General features: G+C 60.8%; 15 protein-coding genes and 2 pseudogenes. 8 read left to right on the top strand and 9 right to left on the bottom strand.

Annotated features, from left to right (window positions below):
• The first annotated feature begins 49 nt into the window (after positions 1-49).
• Positions 50-646 (top strand): HupE/UreJ family protein, encoded by a 597-nt coding sequence (locus FKM97_RS10880; protein WP_428977902.1) that lies wholly within the window; start codon positions 50-52, stop codon positions 644-646.
• Positions 647-660: 14 nt separating this feature from the next.
• On the opposite strand, the gene FKM97_RS10875 is transcribed toward FKM97_RS10880, so the two are convergent.
• On the bottom strand, positions 661-1,209 hold the full coding sequence (locus FKM97_RS10875) for a hypothetical protein (protein WP_144292442.1): 549 nt from the start codon (positions 1,207-1,209) through the stop codon (positions 661-663).
• Between the two features lie 129 nt (positions 1,210-1,338).
• On the opposite strand from FKM97_RS10875, the gene FKM97_RS10870 reads away from it, so the two are divergent.
• Together FKM97_RS10870 and FKM97_RS10865 are read left to right on the top strand one after the other, a co-directional pair.
• The gene (locus tag FKM97_RS10870) at positions 1,339-2,421 is read left to right on the top strand and encodes a molybdopterin-dependent oxidoreductase (protein ID WP_144292441.1); all 1,083 of its coding nucleotides are present in this window, start codon (positions 1,339-1,341) and stop codon (positions 2,419-2,421) included.
• A 44-nt stretch (positions 2,422-2,465) separates the two neighbouring features.
• Positions 2,466-2,723, top strand: a complete 258-nt coding sequence (locus tag FKM97_RS10865; protein WP_144292440.1) for a hypothetical protein — start codon at positions 2,466-2,468, stop codon at positions 2,721-2,723.
• An 8-nt stretch (positions 2,724-2,731) separates the two neighbouring features.
• Here FKM97_RS10865 and greA read toward each other — a convergent pair.
• Positions 2,732-3,212, bottom strand: a pseudogene (gene greA / locus FKM97_RS10860) (transcription elongation factor GreA).
• An 81-nt stretch (positions 3,213-3,293) separates the two neighbouring features.
• On the opposite strand from greA, the gene FKM97_RS10855 reads away from it, so the two are divergent.
• From FKM97_RS10855 to FKM97_RS10840, 4 genes are all read left to right on the top strand, one after another.
• The gene (locus FKM97_RS10855) at positions 3,294-3,464 is read left to right on the top strand and encodes a CsbD family protein (RefSeq protein ID WP_144292439.1); all 171 of its coding nucleotides are present in this window, start codon (positions 3,294-3,296) and stop codon (positions 3,462-3,464) included.
• A 119-nt stretch (positions 3,465-3,583) separates the two neighbouring features.
• On the top strand, positions 3,584-4,900 hold the full coding sequence (locus tag FKM97_RS10850) for an aspartate aminotransferase family protein (RefSeq protein ID WP_144292438.1): 1,317 nt from the start codon (positions 3,584-3,586) through the stop codon (positions 4,898-4,900).
• Between the two features lie 31 nt (positions 4,901-4,931).
• Positions 4,932-6,125 (top strand): serine hydrolase domain-containing protein, encoded by a 1,194-nt coding sequence (locus FKM97_RS10845; protein ID WP_144292437.1) that lies wholly within the window; start codon positions 4,932-4,934, stop codon positions 6,123-6,125.
• Between the two features lies 1 nt (position 6,126).
• Entirely contained in the window at positions 6,127-6,657 is a 531-nt protein-coding gene (locus tag FKM97_RS10840) for an isochorismatase family protein (RefSeq protein ID WP_144292436.1), read from the top strand.
• A 32-nt stretch (positions 6,658-6,689) separates the two neighbouring features.
• Here the strand turns inward: FKM97_RS10840 and FKM97_RS10835 are convergent, their stop codons facing one another.
• The 5 genes and pseudogenes from FKM97_RS10835 to FKM97_RS10815 form a co-directional block, all read right to left on the bottom strand.
• Positions 6,690-8,135: a homospermidine synthase gene (locus tag FKM97_RS10835; RefSeq protein WP_144292435.1), complete on the bottom strand. Its 1,446-nt coding sequence runs from the start codon at positions 8,133-8,135 to the stop codon at positions 6,690-6,692.
• An 89-nt stretch (positions 8,136-8,224) separates the two neighbouring features.
• Complete coding sequence (locus tag FKM97_RS10830) at positions 8,225-9,358, bottom strand: type III PLP-dependent enzyme (protein WP_144292434.1); 1,134 nt, start codon at positions 9,356-9,358, stop codon at positions 8,225-8,227.
• A 434-nt stretch (positions 9,359-9,792) separates the two neighbouring features.
• Positions 9,793-11,115, bottom strand: coding sequence for a TRAP transporter large permease (locus tag FKM97_RS10825; protein ID WP_144292433.1), 1,323 nt, complete (start codon positions 11,113-11,115; stop codon positions 9,793-9,795).
• On the bottom strand, positions 11,112-11,705 hold the full coding sequence (locus FKM97_RS10820; protein WP_144292432.1) for a TRAP transporter small permease subunit: 594 nt from the start codon (positions 11,703-11,705) through the stop codon (positions 11,112-11,114). The genes FKM97_RS10825 and FKM97_RS10820 overlap by 4 nt, the downstream gene beginning before the upstream one ends.
• A 78-nt stretch (positions 11,706-11,783) precedes the next feature.
• A pseudogene (locus FKM97_RS10815) lies at positions 11,784-12,935 on the bottom strand (TRAP transporter substrate-binding protein).
• A 281-nt stretch (positions 12,936-13,216) separates the two neighbouring features.
• On the opposite strand from FKM97_RS10815, the gene FKM97_RS10810 reads away from it, so the two are divergent.
• Entirely contained in the window at positions 13,217-14,800 is a 1,584-nt protein-coding gene (locus FKM97_RS10810; RefSeq protein WP_246105032.1) for an FAD-dependent monooxygenase, read from the top strand.
• On the opposite strand, the gene FKM97_RS10805 is transcribed toward FKM97_RS10810, so the two are convergent.
• Both FKM97_RS10805 and FKM97_RS10800 read right to left on the bottom strand, forming a co-directional pair.
• A complete protein-coding gene (locus tag FKM97_RS10805) occupies positions 14,797-16,860 on the bottom strand; it encodes a hybrid sensor histidine kinase/response regulator (protein WP_144292431.1) in 2,064 nt (687 codons plus the stop codon). The two genes, FKM97_RS10810 and FKM97_RS10805, sit on opposite strands and share 4 nt — an antisense overlap.
• Positions 16,857-17,615 (bottom strand): response regulator, encoded by a 759-nt coding sequence (locus FKM97_RS10800; protein WP_246105031.1) that lies wholly within the window; start codon positions 17,613-17,615, stop codon positions 16,857-16,859. Before FKM97_RS10800 ends, FKM97_RS10805 begins: the two co-directional genes overlap by 4 nt.
• Positions 17,616-17,667: the final 52 nt, after the last annotated feature.

Here is a 17,667-nt window from a genome sequence, read left to right as displayed (position 1 = left end):
GCATGGTGCTGCGGCCTCGGGGGAGGCTGCAGGCGGGATGAGGGGTTCGATGCGAAAATTTTGGCTTGGCGCGACGTCAGCTGCGCTTCTTGTGCTGCCCACGGCGGCATCGGCGCACACGGGCGCCGGTATGGTTGGTGGATTCGGGGCTGGTATCCTGCATCCGCTCACCGGCTTCGATCATTTACTGGCCATGGTCCTGGTCGGTGTCCTCGCCTACCAGCTTGGTGGTCGGGCCCTTTGGCTCGTGCCCTTGGCTTTCGTGGCGACTATGGCTTTGGGTGGCGGCGTGGCCTTCTCCGGTATGGCGCTGACCTCGGTTGAGCTTGGCATCGCGCTCTCAATCATCTGCCTCGGCATGATGGTGTGCGCGGCCGTTCAGATCCCGCTGGCAATGGTCATTGGCTTGGTTGCGATGTTTGCGGTTTTCCACGGCCATGCCCATGGTGCGGAAATGCCTTCGAACATGTCGGCGGCTGCTTATGCATCCGGCTTCATGGTGGCGACCGCCATGTTGCATGCGGTGGGAATAGCCCTTGGCTATGGCATCGGTGCAGTGGCCGAAAGGCAGGGTGTGACCGTCCTTCGTGTGGCCGGCGGTGCGGCCTCTGTGACAGGCTTGGCGCTTTTGATCGGGTACATCTAAGCAGGACATCCGAATCAGGCCGGAACGTCGAGCTCCTGAAGCGTTGTCGTGGCGGTTCCAAGTTGCCACCCCTCCGGCGGTTGCCAATCGGGGACGAGGATTCTTGGGACGAACAACGCGTTCGTCATCTCGACGGCAATGGCCTGTCCCCGGAGGATTGCCCGCCACAGGGACTTGCCGGTGCCCAGCAGGTGATCGGCGTCGCGGACGCAGGCGAGCGAATGCGTGAGGACGACCATTCCCGCGCCCACTAGGAGGATGCGGGACACTTCCTCGCCCTTCAGCTGCTTGCGCACGAGATCGAGTTGGCGGATGTATTCGGAGAGAATGGTCCTGTCCTCTGCGGAGCGGGCGAGGGCTTCACCAGAGAGATAGGTTTCGGGAAAAGGCAGATCGATCGCCTCTGACGATTGGAGCCATTGCGCTGCAGCGGCGGTGGCAACGAGCGCCTGTGCACATTCCTCGTCCGAGGCATTCTGCATCAGCACGACAAAGCTGCTCAAATCGCGTGAGGCATGACCGATGGCCCAACCATATAAGACTTGCCTGACCAGACTGGCCATGATCACTCCCGTCGACGCTGTCACCTCGTGTCGTCATAAACCAACTGAATTGCCAATCGCTAAACGAGACGCTGACCCGGTCAAATCTATGACGGGCCGAAAAGCGGGCTCGCCCAACGGAGAATCGGAATGGATCGGGAGAGTGGCTTGGAGCATCCAGTGATCGTGCAACGGAGCGATCCATTGAACGTGGAGACGAAGCCGGCTGCGCTCGTCGAGAATTTTCTGACGCCTCAGAGCCGGTTCTACATCCGCAATCATGGCACCACCCCGCAGCGCGACGATGACCATCGGATCCGCTTCCATGGTTTGCTCTCAATGCCCATCGAGCTTTCGGTCGCGGAGCTGAAACGGAGATTTCCCCCCCATAATGTTGTCGCCGTGATGCAATGCGCCGGAAATCGCCGCGCCGACCTGCAGAAGTTCAAGCCCACTTCAGGCGATCCCTGGGGCGTCGGTGCGATCGGCAATGCAGAGTGGACGGGGGTCCTGTTGTCGGATGTGCTTGACGTGCTCAAGCCCTCGGCAATGGCGCAGCACGTCGCCTTTACGGCCCTCGACGATGCAGAGCACCCGGGCGGACGGCTGCCTTACGGGGCCTCCATTCCACTGTCCAAGGCAGTGAAGGATCCTGTCCTGCTGGCTTATGCCATGAATGGTGAGGCCCTGACGCCGGATCACGGCGCCCCGCTTCGGGTCGTCGTCCCAGGATATGCCGGCGCGAGGAGCGTCAAATGGGTTGCTGACGTCGAAGTGAGGGAGACGCCGAGCGACCTCCCCATCCAGTCGAAGGACTACAAATTTTTCCCCGGCTCCGTATCCCGGGAAGAGGCAGATTGGAGCAAGGGCGTGACGATCAACGCACTGCCGATCAATTCTGCAATCTGTGAACCCGCCGACGGCAGCGAGCTGACCGCGGGAGTGACCACCTTGCGCGGCTATGCGGTGGCGTATGGTCGCGCGGTGGCCCGCGTTGATGTCTCGGTTGATGGCGGCCGGAGCTGGCTCCAGGCGGAGCTTGAGCGAGACGAAAGCCCCTGGAGCTGGGTTCTTTGGAAATGCCAGGCGACCCTCGCAAGCGGCACAGCGGAAGTAATCGTCAGGGCCTGGGACGAAGCCGGACAGACCCAGCCGGAGACCGTCGAAACCATGTGGAACTTTGCAGGCTATCTTGGAACCATGTGGCACCGGGTCTATATAACTGTGAAGTAGAGCTGCTCGCGAACGCGCCACAAGCAGCATCGCTGGAGCGTCCCATGAAAAACGCGATCATCATTGCCGCGGCTGTACTGACAGTTCTCGCGACCGGCTGGCTCTCCAGCCAAGCCATGACGTTGTCCGTCGGAACCTCTATGAGCCTAGATGGCTATGCGGCGATGATTGGCGGGACGGTGCTGACGCTCGCCGTCGGAGTGGTACTCATGGTCCTGGTCTTCTACTCCTCGCGCCGAGGCTATGATGAGCCCGCGGTGCTGGATCAAGCCGAGCGGAAACAAGACAATCGCAAGCCCTGACGTGACCGTTAGGCTTCCTCCGAGGCATCGATGGCGAGGATTTCGGCTTGCCCCGGACCGAAAGTGACGACGTCTCCCACCCGCCGGCCGAGGAGTGCGACCGCGAGGGGAGACACGAAGGAGATCAACCCCTTGGCCGGATCGGCTTCATCCTGGCCAACGATGCGGAAGCTCTGTTGGCGTCCATCATCCCGTTCGATCGTGACCCGCATGCCGAAGCGGACGTCCCCAGTGTCAGCCTGCATCGGGACGAGCTGAGCGCTGCTGCGCCGCGCGGTCCAATAACGAAGATCCCGAGAGGTTTCGGCAATGGCCGACCTTTGGCCTGCTGCGTGAACTCGAGCGGCGTCCGCGCGCAATCGAGATCTCCGCCTCAATCAGGCCGAGACCTCGCGCGGTCACAAGATTGGGATGCGGGCTGACGGGGCGATCGGGCAGCTCCTGGAAGACGTCTTCGCCGTCAGGCTCTTTCACGAAGGCGCGGCTCATGAGGCACCCCTCAAGCCAGCAACGGAACGATACGACCCTGAGTGTTGTTCTTGTCTCATAACAGAGAAATAGGAGCTTTCCATGGACAAGCAACACCTGAAGGGCGCAGCGGACAAGGCAAAGGGCGCTGTGAAGGATGCAGCGGGCAAGCTGACTGGCGACAAATCTCTTCAGGCCGAAGGGAAGATGGACAAGGCAAAAGGAGAGGCCCGCGGGGCTGTTGGGGACGTCAAAGATAGTTTGAAGAAATAAATCCCCTTCGAGCAGGTTTTCTGAGCGGCGGTTCTTTGGACCGCCGCTTTTCTTTTGAGCACTGGCCATGGTAATGATCCGATCGATCTGCCGATCGCCTCATCGAAAGGTGCAGCCTTATGCTCAATCCCAAAGCAAACCTTGCTCTCGCCTCCGCCCTGGACGATGTGATCGCCCGCTTTAGCGCAGCCAATCCAAAGAGCATGGAGCGCCACGAGCGGGCTAAGGCGGTTCTGCCCGGAGGAAATACCCGGGCCGTTATGTATTATCCGCCCTTTCCCGTTTCGATTGTGCAGGGCGAGGGATGCCATGTGACCGACATGGATGGCCATGTCTATGTCGACTTTGTCACTGAATATACGGCGGGTCTCTATGGCCATTCGAACCCTTCGATCGCGGCCGCGCTGAAAGGCGCCATCGACGATGGCATCATGCTGGGGGGCCCCAATCGCCACGAGGCGCAGTTGGCGGCGGCCCTGGTGGAGCGTTTTCCAGCCTATGAACGGGTTCGGTTCTGCAATTCCGGGACAGAGGCCAATATCATGGCCCTTTCGACGGCGCGGGCGACGACCGGCCGCAAGACCATCATGATCTTTCGCGAGGGCTATCACGGCGGGGTTCTCAGCTTCTCCAAGAATGGCTCGCCGTTGAACGTCCCCTATCCCTATGTCACGGCGACCTATAACGACATGGAGGGCACCCGCGCCCTGATCCGCCAGCATGCCGCGGATCTGGCGGCCGTCATTTTGGAGCCGATGCTGGGCGGCGGTGGCTGCATTCTGGCAACCCCCGAATTTTTGACCATGTTGCGTGAGGAGACGAGCACCGCAGGGGCCTTGATGATCCTTGACGAAGTCATGACGTCGCGGCTGGCCTATGACGCTCTCCATGGAGCGCTGGGGCTTGATCCCGACCTCGTCACCATGGGCAAGTATCTCGGAGGCGGCGCGAGCTTCGGCGTGTTCGGCGGGCGAGCCTCCATCATGGACCGGTTCGATCCCTCGAGCCCGGACGCCTTTCCCCATGGCGGCACGTTCAACAACAACGTGCTCAGCATGGCCGCAGGCACAGCCGGATTGACCCAGGTGCTGACGGAACCGGTTGTCACCCGCATGAACGACCTGGGCGACCAGATGCGCGAGGCCTTGAATCGGTCCTTGCAGCGCGCGAGGGTCGGCGCCTGTGTGACGGGGCGCGGCTCGATGATGGCGCTGCATTTCGTACCGGGACCGGTCACAACGCCGGCCGATCGCCTGGCCGGAAATCCGCAATTCCATCAGCTGTGGCAGCTGGAAATGTTGTTGCGCGGATGCTACGTGACGCCACGCGGGATGCTTTCCTTGTCCATTGAGGTTGGGCAGGCGGAAGTGGATCGATTCATCGAGTGCTTCGAGGACTTCCTCCAGGTCAATGCCTCGGTCTTGCCGTCGGCGTGACGCGACTATCATTCGGGAAGGCTGAGAAGATATGTTGTCTCGCAATGTGATGACGCCCATTCCGCCCGCGGAAGAGGATCAGGTCACGCTCGCAAACTGGCGGTCGCCGCGCTTCAACCGGTGGGGCTTTCGCAATGTAAGACAAATTCTCCCGACAGCCGATGTTCCGCGCTCGGGTCCCGCCTCCGAATTGCGGCGCAATCCCATGGATCTCACTGCCCTGGCCTTCGAACGGCCCGAGGGCGGCGAGACCACCCTTGGAGAGTTTCTTCGCGAAACGCGAACCGATGGATTTCTGGTCCTTCATCAGGGCAGGGTGGTCGCCGAATGGTATGATGGAGGGCTCCAATCCCATCATCAGCACATCATTTTTTCAATGACCAAATCGGTGACGGGTGCGGCTGCTGGAATTCTCGTGGAGCGGGGCCAGCTGGATCCCGACTTTCCCGTTACGCATTATATCCCTGAGGCGGATAGCTCCGTTTACGGCAATGCCACCGTGCGCAATGTCTTGGACATGGCGATCTCGGTGAACTTCGAGGAGGTCTATGACGATCCGACCAGCGACTTCGCACGCTATCGCGTCGCCATGGGCTGGAATCCCCCCACACCTGGCATGACGATCAGCGACACGAGGAGCTTTCTGCTGACGCTCACTCAGGCCGATCATGCGCATGGCGAGCGGTTTCATTATGTCTCGCCGAATTCCGACATGCTGGGCTGGATCCTTGAACGCGCATCCGGCGTGCCATTCCCCGATCTTCTGGCAAGGGAAATCTGGGGTCCGATGGGAGCCGAGCATGATGCCTACATCGCTGTGGATCGGCTGGGATTTCCGAGGACTGCAGGAGGGCTCTGCGCGACACTGCGGGATTTAGGGCGCTTCGGCGAAATGATGCGACTGCGAGGGTTTGCCAATGGGCGCCAGATCGTGCCCGGATTCTGGATCGACGACATCACTGAGGCGGGCGACCCCGACCTTTGGGCCAGAGGCGAGTGGGCGGATATCAACCCGAGCGGCGATTATCGAGCCAAATGGTATAACACGGGGAACGGTCGAGGGGCCTTCTATGCTGTAGGGATCCACGGTCAATGGATTTATATTGATGCAGCCTCCGACGCAGTGATTGTGAAACTGTCGTCTCAGCCCATCGCCAGCGACCAGCCCATGGACCGTCTCTGCACGACCGCCTTCGATGCTTTAGCTCGAGCTTTGGAGGGTTAGGATGCCGCTTCTCGATCGCGACCGCTCCACCCTGGCCATCATCGATTTCCAGTCGAGCATCATGCCCGTGATCCATGAATGCGGTCCCATGCTGGAAAACGCCCGACGGCTTGTCGCGGCGGCGGAAATGCTGGAGGTGCCCATGGTAACGACGGAGCAGAATCCGGACCGCCTGGGCGCTACTGTTTCCGAGGTTGGCCGCCATGGCACCCTCGTCGCGAAGATGAGCTTCGGATCCTGTGACGCACCCGAGTTCATGATGGCGATCGGTGACGAGTCGAACATCCTCGTCATGGGGGTGGAGGCTCACGTCTGCGTCCAGCAGACGGTGCTGGGCCTGCTGGCCAAAGGCCGATCGGTCACAGTTGTGCGCGACGCCGTGGGATCGCGCCGGAGCGAGTCGAAGGAAACGGCGATCACCCGCATGGCCGGACATGGCGCGGAGATCGTGACGACCGAGATGGTGATCTTCGAGTGGCTGCGAACCGCAGACCACCCTCAGTTCAGGCCGGTCTCTAAGCTCATCCGTTAGCGCGCTCAGGCCCCGCAGGTGCAGGTTGCGCCTTACCGGCCCTCATGCACCAGGATGTTGCGGAACTGCCAAGGATCACTGGTGTCGAGATCCTCGGGGAACAGGCCGGGGCGGTTATCGAGCGGCGTCCAATCGGTGTAATAACCCGTTACCGTTCCAAGATAGGGCGACTGCACCTCGAGACAGCGCACATGGTCCATATCGTCGGTCTCGACGATCCCGGCGGCGGGGTTCTCGAGTGCCCAGACCATGCCGGCGAGGACGGCCGACGTCACTTGCAACGTCGTTGCCCCCTGCTGGGCCAGTTCGCGAGCCTCCTCGATGGTGAGCTGGGAGCCGAACCAGTAGGCGTTCTTGTCGTGTCCATAGAGCAGAACGCCGAGCTCGTCGCGCCCCGACAGGATCTCACTCTCCGTCAGCACATGCTGCTCGGGCTGAGGCTGGGCGGCGGCGCCGAACATCTCGTTCAGCGACAGGAGCGCATCGTTGCAGGGATGATAGGCATAGTGGCAGGTGGGCCGGAATTCCGCGCCGCCGCGCCCGTGGACAGTGAAGTAATCCGCAATTGAGATCGATTCATTGTGCGTGACGAGAAGGCCGAATTGCGGCCCCGGCGTGGGGCACCAGCTGCGGACACGGGTGAAGGCCCCCGGCTGCTCAAGAAAGATCGCACATCCGGAGCCGACCTCATGGGTGCGGGCATTGCTGGGCATCCATGTCTCATGGGTTCCCCAGCCGAGCTCGGCCGGCTGCAGGCCTTCCGACAGGAAACCCTCCACGGACCAGGTGTTCCAAAACACGTTGAGCGGCTTGGGACGAAGAGTGACCTGGGTGTCGCGCTCGGCAATGTGGACACCCTTTACGCCCAGCTCCCGCATGAGCAGTGCCCACCCCTCCCGCGATGTTGGCTCGGCGACTGCCCGACCAGTATCGCGCGCGATATCAAGGAGCGCTCTCTTGACGAACCAGGAGACCATGCCGGGATTGGCGCCGCAGCAGGAGACGGCGGTGGAGCCGCCCGGCGACCGTTGGCGCTCTTCCTTTACCGTCTCGCGTAAGGCGTAATTTGTCCTCTCCGCATTGTCTTTGGTCTTGTCGAAATAGAACCCGAGCCAGGGTTCGACCACGGTGTCGATGTAAAGGACGTCGAGTTCACGGCACAGACGCATGATGTCGAGCGAGGAGGTGTCGACCGAGAGGTTGACGCAGAAACCTTGCCCGTCGCCCTCCGTGAGCAGCGGGGCCAGGAGCGCCCTGTAATTGTCGCGAGTGACCGCCTCATTGACGAAACGATACCCGCGGGCCTCGATGTCGCGGCCATGGGCGCTGTCGGGATCGATGACGACGAGCCTCTTCGGGTCGAAGCGGAAGTGACGCTCGATCAGAGGCAGCGTCCCCTGGCCGATGGAGCCGAAGCCGACGATCACCACGGGCCCGGTGATTTCACCATGGATGGGCCAGGAGGAGGATGAAGTCATGAAACGGCCTTTCGCATGCAGAGGCTCAAAGAGATTGGCTCGGCGCAGCGAGCGCCGAGCCGCTTCAGCGGATCATGGGGAAGCGACGATCAGATCACATAGGACTGCAGCGGCGGAAAGCCGTTGAAGCCCACGCTGGAATAGGTGGTGGTGTAGGCACCGGTTTTATCGATCAGCACTTCGTCGCCGACCGTCAACGAAATCGGCAGCAGATAGGGTGTCTTCTCATACAAGACATCTGCCGAATCGCAGGTTGGGCCGGCGATCACGCAAGGTGCGACCGCATCCCCATCCCTGGGTGTCAGCAGCGGATAGCGGATCGCCTCTTCCATCGTCTCGGCGAGACCGCCGAATTTCCCGATATCGAGATAGACCCAGCGGACCTCATCGTCCTTGTGCTTGCGTGAGACGAGGACGACCTCGGCCTTGATCACGCCAGCATCGCCGACCATGCCGCGACCGGGCTCGATGATGGTCTCTGGGATGGCATTGCCGAAATGCTTTGCGATGGCGCGATTGATGCCCTGCCCATACTCGGTCATGGCCGGCACATCCTTGAGATAGCGGGTCGGGAAGCCACCTCCGAGATTCACCATACCAAGATGGATCCCTTGCTCCGCCAGGGTCCGGAAAATCTCCGCCGACTGCGACAGGGCTTCGTCCCAGCCGTCGACATTGCCCTGCTGCGAACCGACATGGAATGATACGCCATAGGCGCGAAGGCCGAGGGCATGAGCATGGAGTAGGACGTCGATCGCCATCTCGGGTGCACAGCCAAATTTGCGCGACAAAGGCCAGTCTGCACCGGCACCGTCGGTCAGGATACGGCAGAACACGCGCGCGCCTGGAGCGGCCCGGGAAACCTTTTCGACTTCTTCGACGCAGTCCACGGCAAACAAGCTGACGCCCAGCTGATGGGCTCGCGCGATGTCGCGCTCCTTCTTGATCGTATTGCCAAACGACAGGCGCTCGGGGCCGGCCCCGGCGGCCAGCGCCATTTCGATTTCGACGACGGAAGCGGTGTCGAAATTCGATCCGAGCTCGGCCAGCAGGGACAGGATCTGCGGATCCGGATTGGCCTTGACGGCATAATAGACGGCGGCATCGGGCAGGGCCCGACGGAAGGAGAGATAATTATCGCGCACAACGTCGAGATCGAGCACGAGGCAGGGTCCCTCGGGTCGTCGCGTGGCAAGGAAATCGAGAATGCGAGCAGTTGCCATCGGGGAGCTCCCAAATCCAGAATGGTTACAAGGGGCAGGATCCCGTTGCGTGGGCTGCAGCGATGGAAACCGCAGCACGCGCTAAAAGATCAAGCTTTTGGGACGCGCCACGCCTGTTACGGCGCGCATGTCGACCCTGTGAACTGCCTTGGATTGGTGGGGTGAACCGACCGCACTGCAGGCAAAGATGGTGTGCCTCTTCAGTAACGCTGACCTATGGACAGTCAGACCGAGACCAAAAAAGCCCGCACCGTCGTTGCTTCAAGGCGCCCCACGGACCCGAGGATCCATGTCCGGTTCCGAAGAACCGTGTACCTAACCGGTGACTCCCTGACGAATGTCGGAAGGCCGGCGGGCGCCCACAGGCACGTGCGACTCTGGGCAAAATCGATATGGAGAATTCGATCGTCACAATCAAGGGGAAATTTTCGTCCTCAATTATAGATGACGCTTGGCAGCCACAATCCGATCTGCGGGAAGGTGTAGAAAAGGACCATGGAGAAGATCACGATGAACAAGAAGGGCATCACGCCTTTGAAGATATCGTTGATGCTGACCCATTTGGGCGCGACGCCCTTCAGGTAGAACGGAGCCATGGCGACCGGAGGCGACAGGAACGACGTCTGGATGTTGAGGGCGACGAGGACCCCGAAGAAGATGGGATCGATTCCGAAATGGTCCAGCATGGGCAGGAAGATGGGGAGGAAGATGACGATGATCTCAGTCCACTCCAGCGGCCAGCCCAGCACGAAGATGATGGCCTGGGTCAGCAAAAGGAACTGGATGGGAGACAGATCAAGTCCGATGATGAAGTTCTCGACGACGGCCTGTCCGCCCAGATAGGCGAAGACCGATGAGAACACGAAGGACCCGACGAAAAGCCAGCACACCATCGCTGCTGCACGGGCCGTGAGATAGACGGATTCCTGAAGCTTCTGAAAGCTGAACTGCCGATAGAGGATGGAGAGAAGAACTGCTCCCAGCGCGCCGATCGCGGCCGCTTCGGACGGTGTGGCGAGTCCGAAAATGATGGCCCCAAGCACCCCGACGATCAAGGCGGCCAGCGGCACGAATGATGTCAGCAGCGCCCAGAGCACCACACCATAGGATTGCGCCTGTTCCTCCTTGGGGAGCTTTGGCGCCAGCGATGGGGTGATCATCACCCGGACGACCACATAGACGATGTAGAGGCCCGCCAGCATCAGACCCGGAAAGAATGCGGCCGCATAGAGCTGGACGACCGAGACGCCTGCCGTGGCACCGTAAAGGATCAGCATGACGCTGGGCGGAATGAGGATTCCGAGACAGCCGCCTGCGCAGATCACCCCCGAGGACAGCCTTACATCATATCCCGCTCGCAGCATGGCGGGAAAGGCCAGCAGCCCCATCAGCGTCACGACGGCCCCGACGATGCCTGTGGCGGTGGCGAAGAGCGCGCAGGTAATCAGCGTGGCGATTGCCAGGGCGCCCGGAACCCCCCCGGCCGCGAGCTGGATCGACTTGAACAGCCGGTCGAGGATATTGGCGCGCTCGACCATATATCCCATGAACAGGAACAACGGGACCGCAATGAGCACATCGCTGGACATGACGCTGAACGTGCGTTGGACGAACAGGCTGAAGATGTTGGATCCCATGGCGTAGTAGCCAAAGCCCACGCCGAGAGCCATCAAGGTGAAGGCGATGGGAAATCCGAGCATCAGCACGAAGATGAACAGCGCCAGCATGGTGACGCCCATGGCGGGATCGGAAATCATCGGGTGGCCTCGTCCACTTCGTCTTGCTGGCCGGACATCCCCTCGATGGCGAGGGCTTCAGTTTCCTGGACGTCATGCAGCCTGGGCGGCCATTCGCCGGTTTTGAGGCAGGTCATGCACCGAATGACCTCCGCGAGGCCCTGCAGGGCCATCATCACCCCGACAATGGGAATGACGGCTTTGAACGGCCACAAGATCAGTCCGAACGGCGAGAATGAGCTGGTTTCATTGAGCTGGAAGGACAGCCAGAAATACGAGCTCCCCGCATAGATGAGCGCGCATATGCCGGGAAAGAAAAACAGGAAATAAAGGACCAGATCCGTTGCGGCCTGCCGGCGAGGTCGCCAGGTCCGATACAGGAAGTCGCCTCTCACATGGCCATTTCGGGCAAGCGTATACGGGCCGGCCATCATGAAAAGGAGGCCATAGAGCATATAGCTCGCATCGAAGGCCCAACTGGTCGGGCGCCCGAGCAGATAACGCGAGAAGACCTCGTAGGAAATCACCAGCGTGAGAAAGACGATCGCCCAGCCGAAGAGCTTGCCGAGCGACGTGTTCAGCCTGTCGATGATCTGGACGAAACTGTTCATGGTTGGCTCCGCCGCGGAGAGGAAGGAAGGCAGAGGCGGGGGACGACCCCTCACCTCTGCTGGGACGCGGGGAAGAACTCAGGCTGTGCCGAAGAAATGGTCATAAGCCAGCTTGACCGGCGCTTCGTAATCAAGCGAGAAGGTGATGACGCGCTTTGCCCACTCCTTCTGGCTGTCGACGACCTTCTTGAAGAACGGATCTTTGGAACCGTTTTCGATCACGACGTCCCAGGCGGCGAGTTGTGCCTGCAGCACGGCTTCCGGCGCCCTTATAACCTTCACGCCTTTCGACCGCAGCGTCTGTAGGTCCTTTTCATACCGGTCCTGCGCCTTCCAGGACATGTCGGCGGAAGCGGCTTCTGCCGCATATTTGAGGATCGCCTTGGCTTCCTCGGGCAAGCCGTCGAACTTGGCCTTGTTGAACAGCACTTCGAAGCATTCGAGCGCCTGATGATAACTTCCGACCATATAGATCTTTGAGACGTCGGCGAAGCCGAGCACCAAGTCAGAGGAGGGGTTGTTGAACTCGGCGCCATCGATCAGGCCGCGATCGATCGCCGGAACGATTTCGCCGCCGGGGAGGATGGTGACGGCGGTGCCGAGCTGCGTGAACAGATCGGCGGCAAGTCCCACCGTACGGTATTTGATGTTCTTGAGATCATCCGCCGTGACGATTTCTTTTTTGAACCAACCCAAGGGTTGGGAGGGCATGGGGCCGGTGAGAAAGCCAACGACCTGAAGCTTGAGGATGTCGTTGACGAGTTCGTTATAGAGCTGTTGTCCGCCGCCGTAATTGATCCATCCCAGCATCTGATTGGCGTTCCAGCCGAAAGCCGGTGCCGTGCCGAAGAGCGAAAAGGCTTTGTTCTTGCCGTACCAATAGGCCGCCACGCCGTGGCCGCCATCCAGAATTCCGGAATTGACAGCATCCAGCATCTGAAAGGCCGGAACGACGGAGCCGGCCTCGAGCAGCTGGATCTCGACCCGGCCGCCCGACATGGCATTCACGCGCTTGACGTAATCGCCTGCAAATTCGTGAAAGATGTCGCGGTTCGGCTAGGTGGACTGAAAACGCAACCTGACCGGTGCCTGCGCGCGGACGACCGCGGGAGCGGCAAGGGTTGCAGCGGCGGCCGTGGCCGCGCCGGCACCAACGATGAAATTCCGACGGCTTGCAGTTTTGGTGTCGGCGGCTTCAGGGCAATCGTGTAGATCCTCGTGCTTCGTCATGACCCTTCCCTCGTATGATTACGAAAGGGTGGACGGCGCGTAGCGGGACCACGATTGTTATTTTCCGCAACATAACCGGCTCACCCATCCCGGATTTTCCTCTTGTCTTGTCTCTTAGGCTTTTGCTTGGTGAGATTGCCACCATCCCTGGACAAGTACAAAACTAGCTTAGACGAGAAGAAGACGCCGCATCAATTGGCCTTTCGAGGTATCGCAACTTTCGGTGTGCTGATCCTGGGTGAGGGTGGATTCATGCGCGGGCGCAGGTCTGGAGGCAGTACTTGACGGCGAAGATACTGGTGGTTGGGGCAGGACCCGTCGGGCTGACCATGGCAGCCGAGCTGGCGCGGCATGGCGTCGATGCCCGAATCATCGACAAGGCCCTGAGTCCGTTGCCCTATTGCCGCGCGATCGGCATCACCCCCAGGACCCTAGAGGTGTGGGACGACATGGGAATGGTGCTTGATGCCATCGATGCCGGCCTCTGGCTGACTGGTCTGCGGACGATCATCGACGGCAAGCGCATGCCCGACCAGCATCGGGACTTGGGCGACCAACCCTATGCCGAGCTGGGTCTGCCGCAATATGAAACCGAACGCGTGCTGACCCGGCATCTGAAGCTCTTTGGGATCGTGTCGGAACGGGGCGTAGGGCTGGACTCCATAACTGACAAGGGAATGGGAGCCGCAGTACGACTGAGGCATGCTGACGGCCTTGTCGAAGACGCGGAATTCGATTTCGTCATCGGCTGTGACGGGGCTCACAGTACCGTTCGTCATCTTGCTGGAATAGATTTCGACGGCGACGCCTTCGCCAGCGAATTCATGCTGGGGGATGTTTTCATTGATTGGGACGTGCCCCCTGGGACGGCCGTGTTCTCCATCAATCCCAAGCAGGACGCAGCACCCGATCTTTTCGTGGCCATTCCTTTGCCGGAGCGCGGTCGTTACCGCGTCTCCATGGTGGCACCGGACGACGGGCTTCATGATGCCAGCAGCGGTCTCGAGCACGGCATACAGTCGGAGCGCGAACCGCCATCGCTGCAGGCCCTGCAAGCGGTCGCAGATCGCCTGCTGCCTGGAGCGCCTGGACTGAGCGATCTGCGCTGGTCATCGATCTTCAGGATCAGCATGCGCCTGGCGAGAGAATATCGTCGCGGTTGCTTGTTCCTGGCGGGGGATGCTGCCCATATCCATCCGCCGACCGGCGGCCAGGGCATGAATACCGGTATCCAGGACGCCTACAATCTGGCCTGGAAACTGGCGCTCGTGGTTCGCGGTAAGGCGCCGCTTGACCTTCTTGACAGCTACGAAGCGGAGCGCCGGCCTATTGGTGCCGACGTCGTGGCGCGGACCAAGGCGGCAAGCCAGGGGCTGGGGCGGACGGAGCACAAGGACCGCTTGGCGGACACCCAGCTGCTGGTCACCTATCGGGACACGGCCTGGGTAAGGGACGATACCTCCGGATCGAGTGGACCCGCGGCGGGCGATCGGGCGCCGGATGTGGGCGGACTGACACGCTTTGGCGTGGCAGCGCCCCTTCGGCTGTTCGACATCCTGCGGGGGCCAAGCCACGTGCTGCTGATCCGCCTCCTTGATTGGGGCCAGCAGGCAGAAATTGAAGCCTTCGCCAACCGCCTCTCAGAGCAACGGGGCGATCTTTTGCGTGCAGCAGTCATTGCACCCAAGGGAGACGGCCCCGCGAACTTCTTCGGAATTCCCCTTCTCTGCGATGCCAACGGCGCCTTTGCCGCGACCTATGGAGCGTCCAGCTATCTCATTCGCCCTGATGGCTATGTCGGATGGAAGGGAGCTGTCTGGGCGGGGGAGGGACTCCAGACATATTTGAGGAAGATCTTCCTCTAATGCGCCTGTTGGCCGGGCGTCGCGTGCTTCACTGAAATGGACTGCACGAAAGCGGAGACGGCCTTGGTGTGGAAAGGCTTCTCGATCACCGGACAACCATCGATCGTCCCGGTGTTGCCGACACCAAGCAGATCGCCGGTGACGAACGCCATCCGATCAAGATAATGCGGCCGGTTCTCGGCGATCCAGCGGCGTAAGGCATGGCCATCCATATGCGGCATGCGAAGATCGCAGAACAACGCATCATAGGTTTTGTCGGCCAGCAGCGACATGGCCTCACGCCCATTCAGGGCATGATCCACCGAATGTCCTTCCCGCAGCAGGATATCCTCGAGGAGCGAGGCGACTTCGGGCTCGTCATCGACCACCAGGATCTTCAGGTGCGTCGAGGAAACAGGTGAGGTTGAAGCCGATTCGCTGAGGATCTCGCTCCTGGCTTGCGACGGCAGAGCAAGCTTGAACTGAGCACCACGCGCGCGCTCGGGAACGATGCTCAGCGTTCCTCCATGCGCCGTGACCATGCCAAAGCTGACGGCGAGCCCAAGTCCGGTGCCGAGCCCCACCGGTTTGGTAGTGAAGAATGGCTCGAAGATGCGCGGGGCCACATCAGCAGCAATTCCAGGTCCGGTGTCGCCAACCAGACAGACGGCAAGCCCGTTCTGAGGATCGGCCAGGGTCTCAATTGTGAGCCTGCGTTCACCATCAACCAACTGCATGGCCTGGTCGGCATTGACGAAGAGATTGACGAAGACTTGCACCATCTGATCGAAATCGGCCAGAACCGGGGGAAGACGGGGATCGAGAATCTGCTGAATTTCGACCCCGCTGGAACGCAGCGAATAGGACACGAGGTCGAGCGCTGATTGGATGGCGTCGTTCAGGGAAATCAGTTTGCGCGCCGCAGGAGTCTGCCGCGCCATGATCAGAAACGTTTTGGAGACCTTGGCGCACCGTTCTGCGGCTTCTCTCAACTTGCGCAGCCGCTCGCGTTGCACCGGATCCGTAGCATCCTCCTCCAGCATGATCGCACGGCCGACGACGACGGAAAGCGGATTGTTGAGTTCGTGGGCAACGCCCGCCAGCAGCGATCCCAGCGCGGTCATCTTCTCGCTCTGATGAAGGGCCTCGCGCTGCCGCGCAACTTCCGCTTCGGCCTGCTTCCGCTCGGTGAGATCGCGCAAATAGGCAGCGAAAAGACGACGGTTCTCGACTTTGATTTCGGTCACGGTCAATTCGATGGGGATCAGCCTGCCATCGGCTGATTTCGCCATGATCTCGACTCTGCGCCCCAAGATACCGCTGTCTTCGCCGATATACTCGCGCAAGCCTTGATCGGAACCGTCATCTGTTGGAGGCAGCAGGGTCTCCGTGAGCAGCTTCCCCTGCACCTCCGCCCGTTGAAAGCCGAAGATGGCCTCCGCGGCGGGACTGAAATCGAGGATGCAGCCGCCCTCGTCGACGATGACGATGCCATCGAGGGCCGCGCGCATCATGGCGACCCGTGTGGCTTCGCTCATGACGAGGCTGCTCGACGAGAGTTCGATCGCATCCCCAAGCAGGTAGGCGATGGTCTTCAGCACCGAAACGTCCGCAGCGCTCCAGTCTCGTTCCCGCTCGCAATCGTCGAAGCCGATATGGCCCCACCAATGACCGTTCGCCCAGATGGGAAACGACATGAACGATTTGATCTGCTGATGCTCGAAATCCTGCCGCAGATAACCTGTCAGATCGCGCGTATGGCCCGAAATGAGCTCGCCTCTCCTTCGACGTTCGGCCCAATCCAGCATGGTCTCGTCGTTTTCGGAGATCTGCTCATCGATGTTTCGGGAATCCTCCGTCAGGGGAAGCAGGCCCGGCGCTGCCCAATCGAAGAGGCAGGTCTGACCAAGGCCGCTCGCACCGATATCGTGAACCTGGAACAGATAGACCCTGCTGAGGGACAAGGTCTCGCCGAGACGGGCGAAGATCTGATCGATATGCCGGCTCCAGTCGCGATCCGACCGCAACAGTCGCGCGGCATCCGCGATGACGCTGGCATGATCGGCGATGGCCGGTGTCATGCCGACAGCCCCAGATCTCGGACGCGGTCTGCGGTCACGAACATATAACCCAGACCTCTGACCGTGCGCAGGACGCGCGGGCGACCAGGATCTTCTTCGATCTTCCGGCGGATCCGCATGATGCGGATGTCGATCGAACGGTCGAAAGCGTCCATGTCTCGGTGATGGGCACAGTCGAGCAGCTGATCGCGACTGAGCACCCGGTTCGGTCGCTCGACGAAGACTTTCAAGAGATCGAACTCCATGGCGGTGAGCGGCACTTCTCGCCCATCCACCGTGAACAGCTTGGCTGTCGCGACGTTGAACATGCACCGACCCATCCGGATCTCCTGGCCCATGACCCCGGCCGGTTGGGTCTCACCGCGTGTCGATGCATTCACCCGTCGCAGAACGCTCCTGACCCTGGCCAGAAGCTCGCGGGGATCGAAGGGTTTGGCGATGTAATCATCCGCACCAAGCTCGAGCCCGACGATCTGATCGACTTTCTCACTGCTCGCCGTCACCATGATGATACCGATGGGACCTTGATCGCGAAGGTGTTTGGCAAGCGCGAATCCGTCCTCGCCTGGCATCCGCAGATCGAGGGTGACGAGATGGGCGGGTCGATCCCGAAGGATGGCGCGCATCTCCTCGCCATTGCTGGCGACGGAAACCGCAAAACCGTGGCGGGCCAGATACTCGCTCAGCATGTCGCGCAGATCGGCCTCGTCGTCGACGACGATGATATGTTCCTGGCCCATGTCGCGATCGCCCATCCCCAGTCACCACTCCGACCCTAGGCAACGGATATGGTATGAGACGAGCGGG

It is taken from the genome of Rhodoligotrophos appendicifer, assembly GCF_007474605.1.
In the GTDB taxonomy this organism is placed as follows: Bacteria; Pseudomonadota; Alphaproteobacteria; order Rhizobiales; family Im1; genus Rhodoligotrophos; species Rhodoligotrophos appendicifer.
Note: the sequence above shows the minus strand (reverse complement) of the source record. Positions and strands in the feature narration are given on the sequence as shown.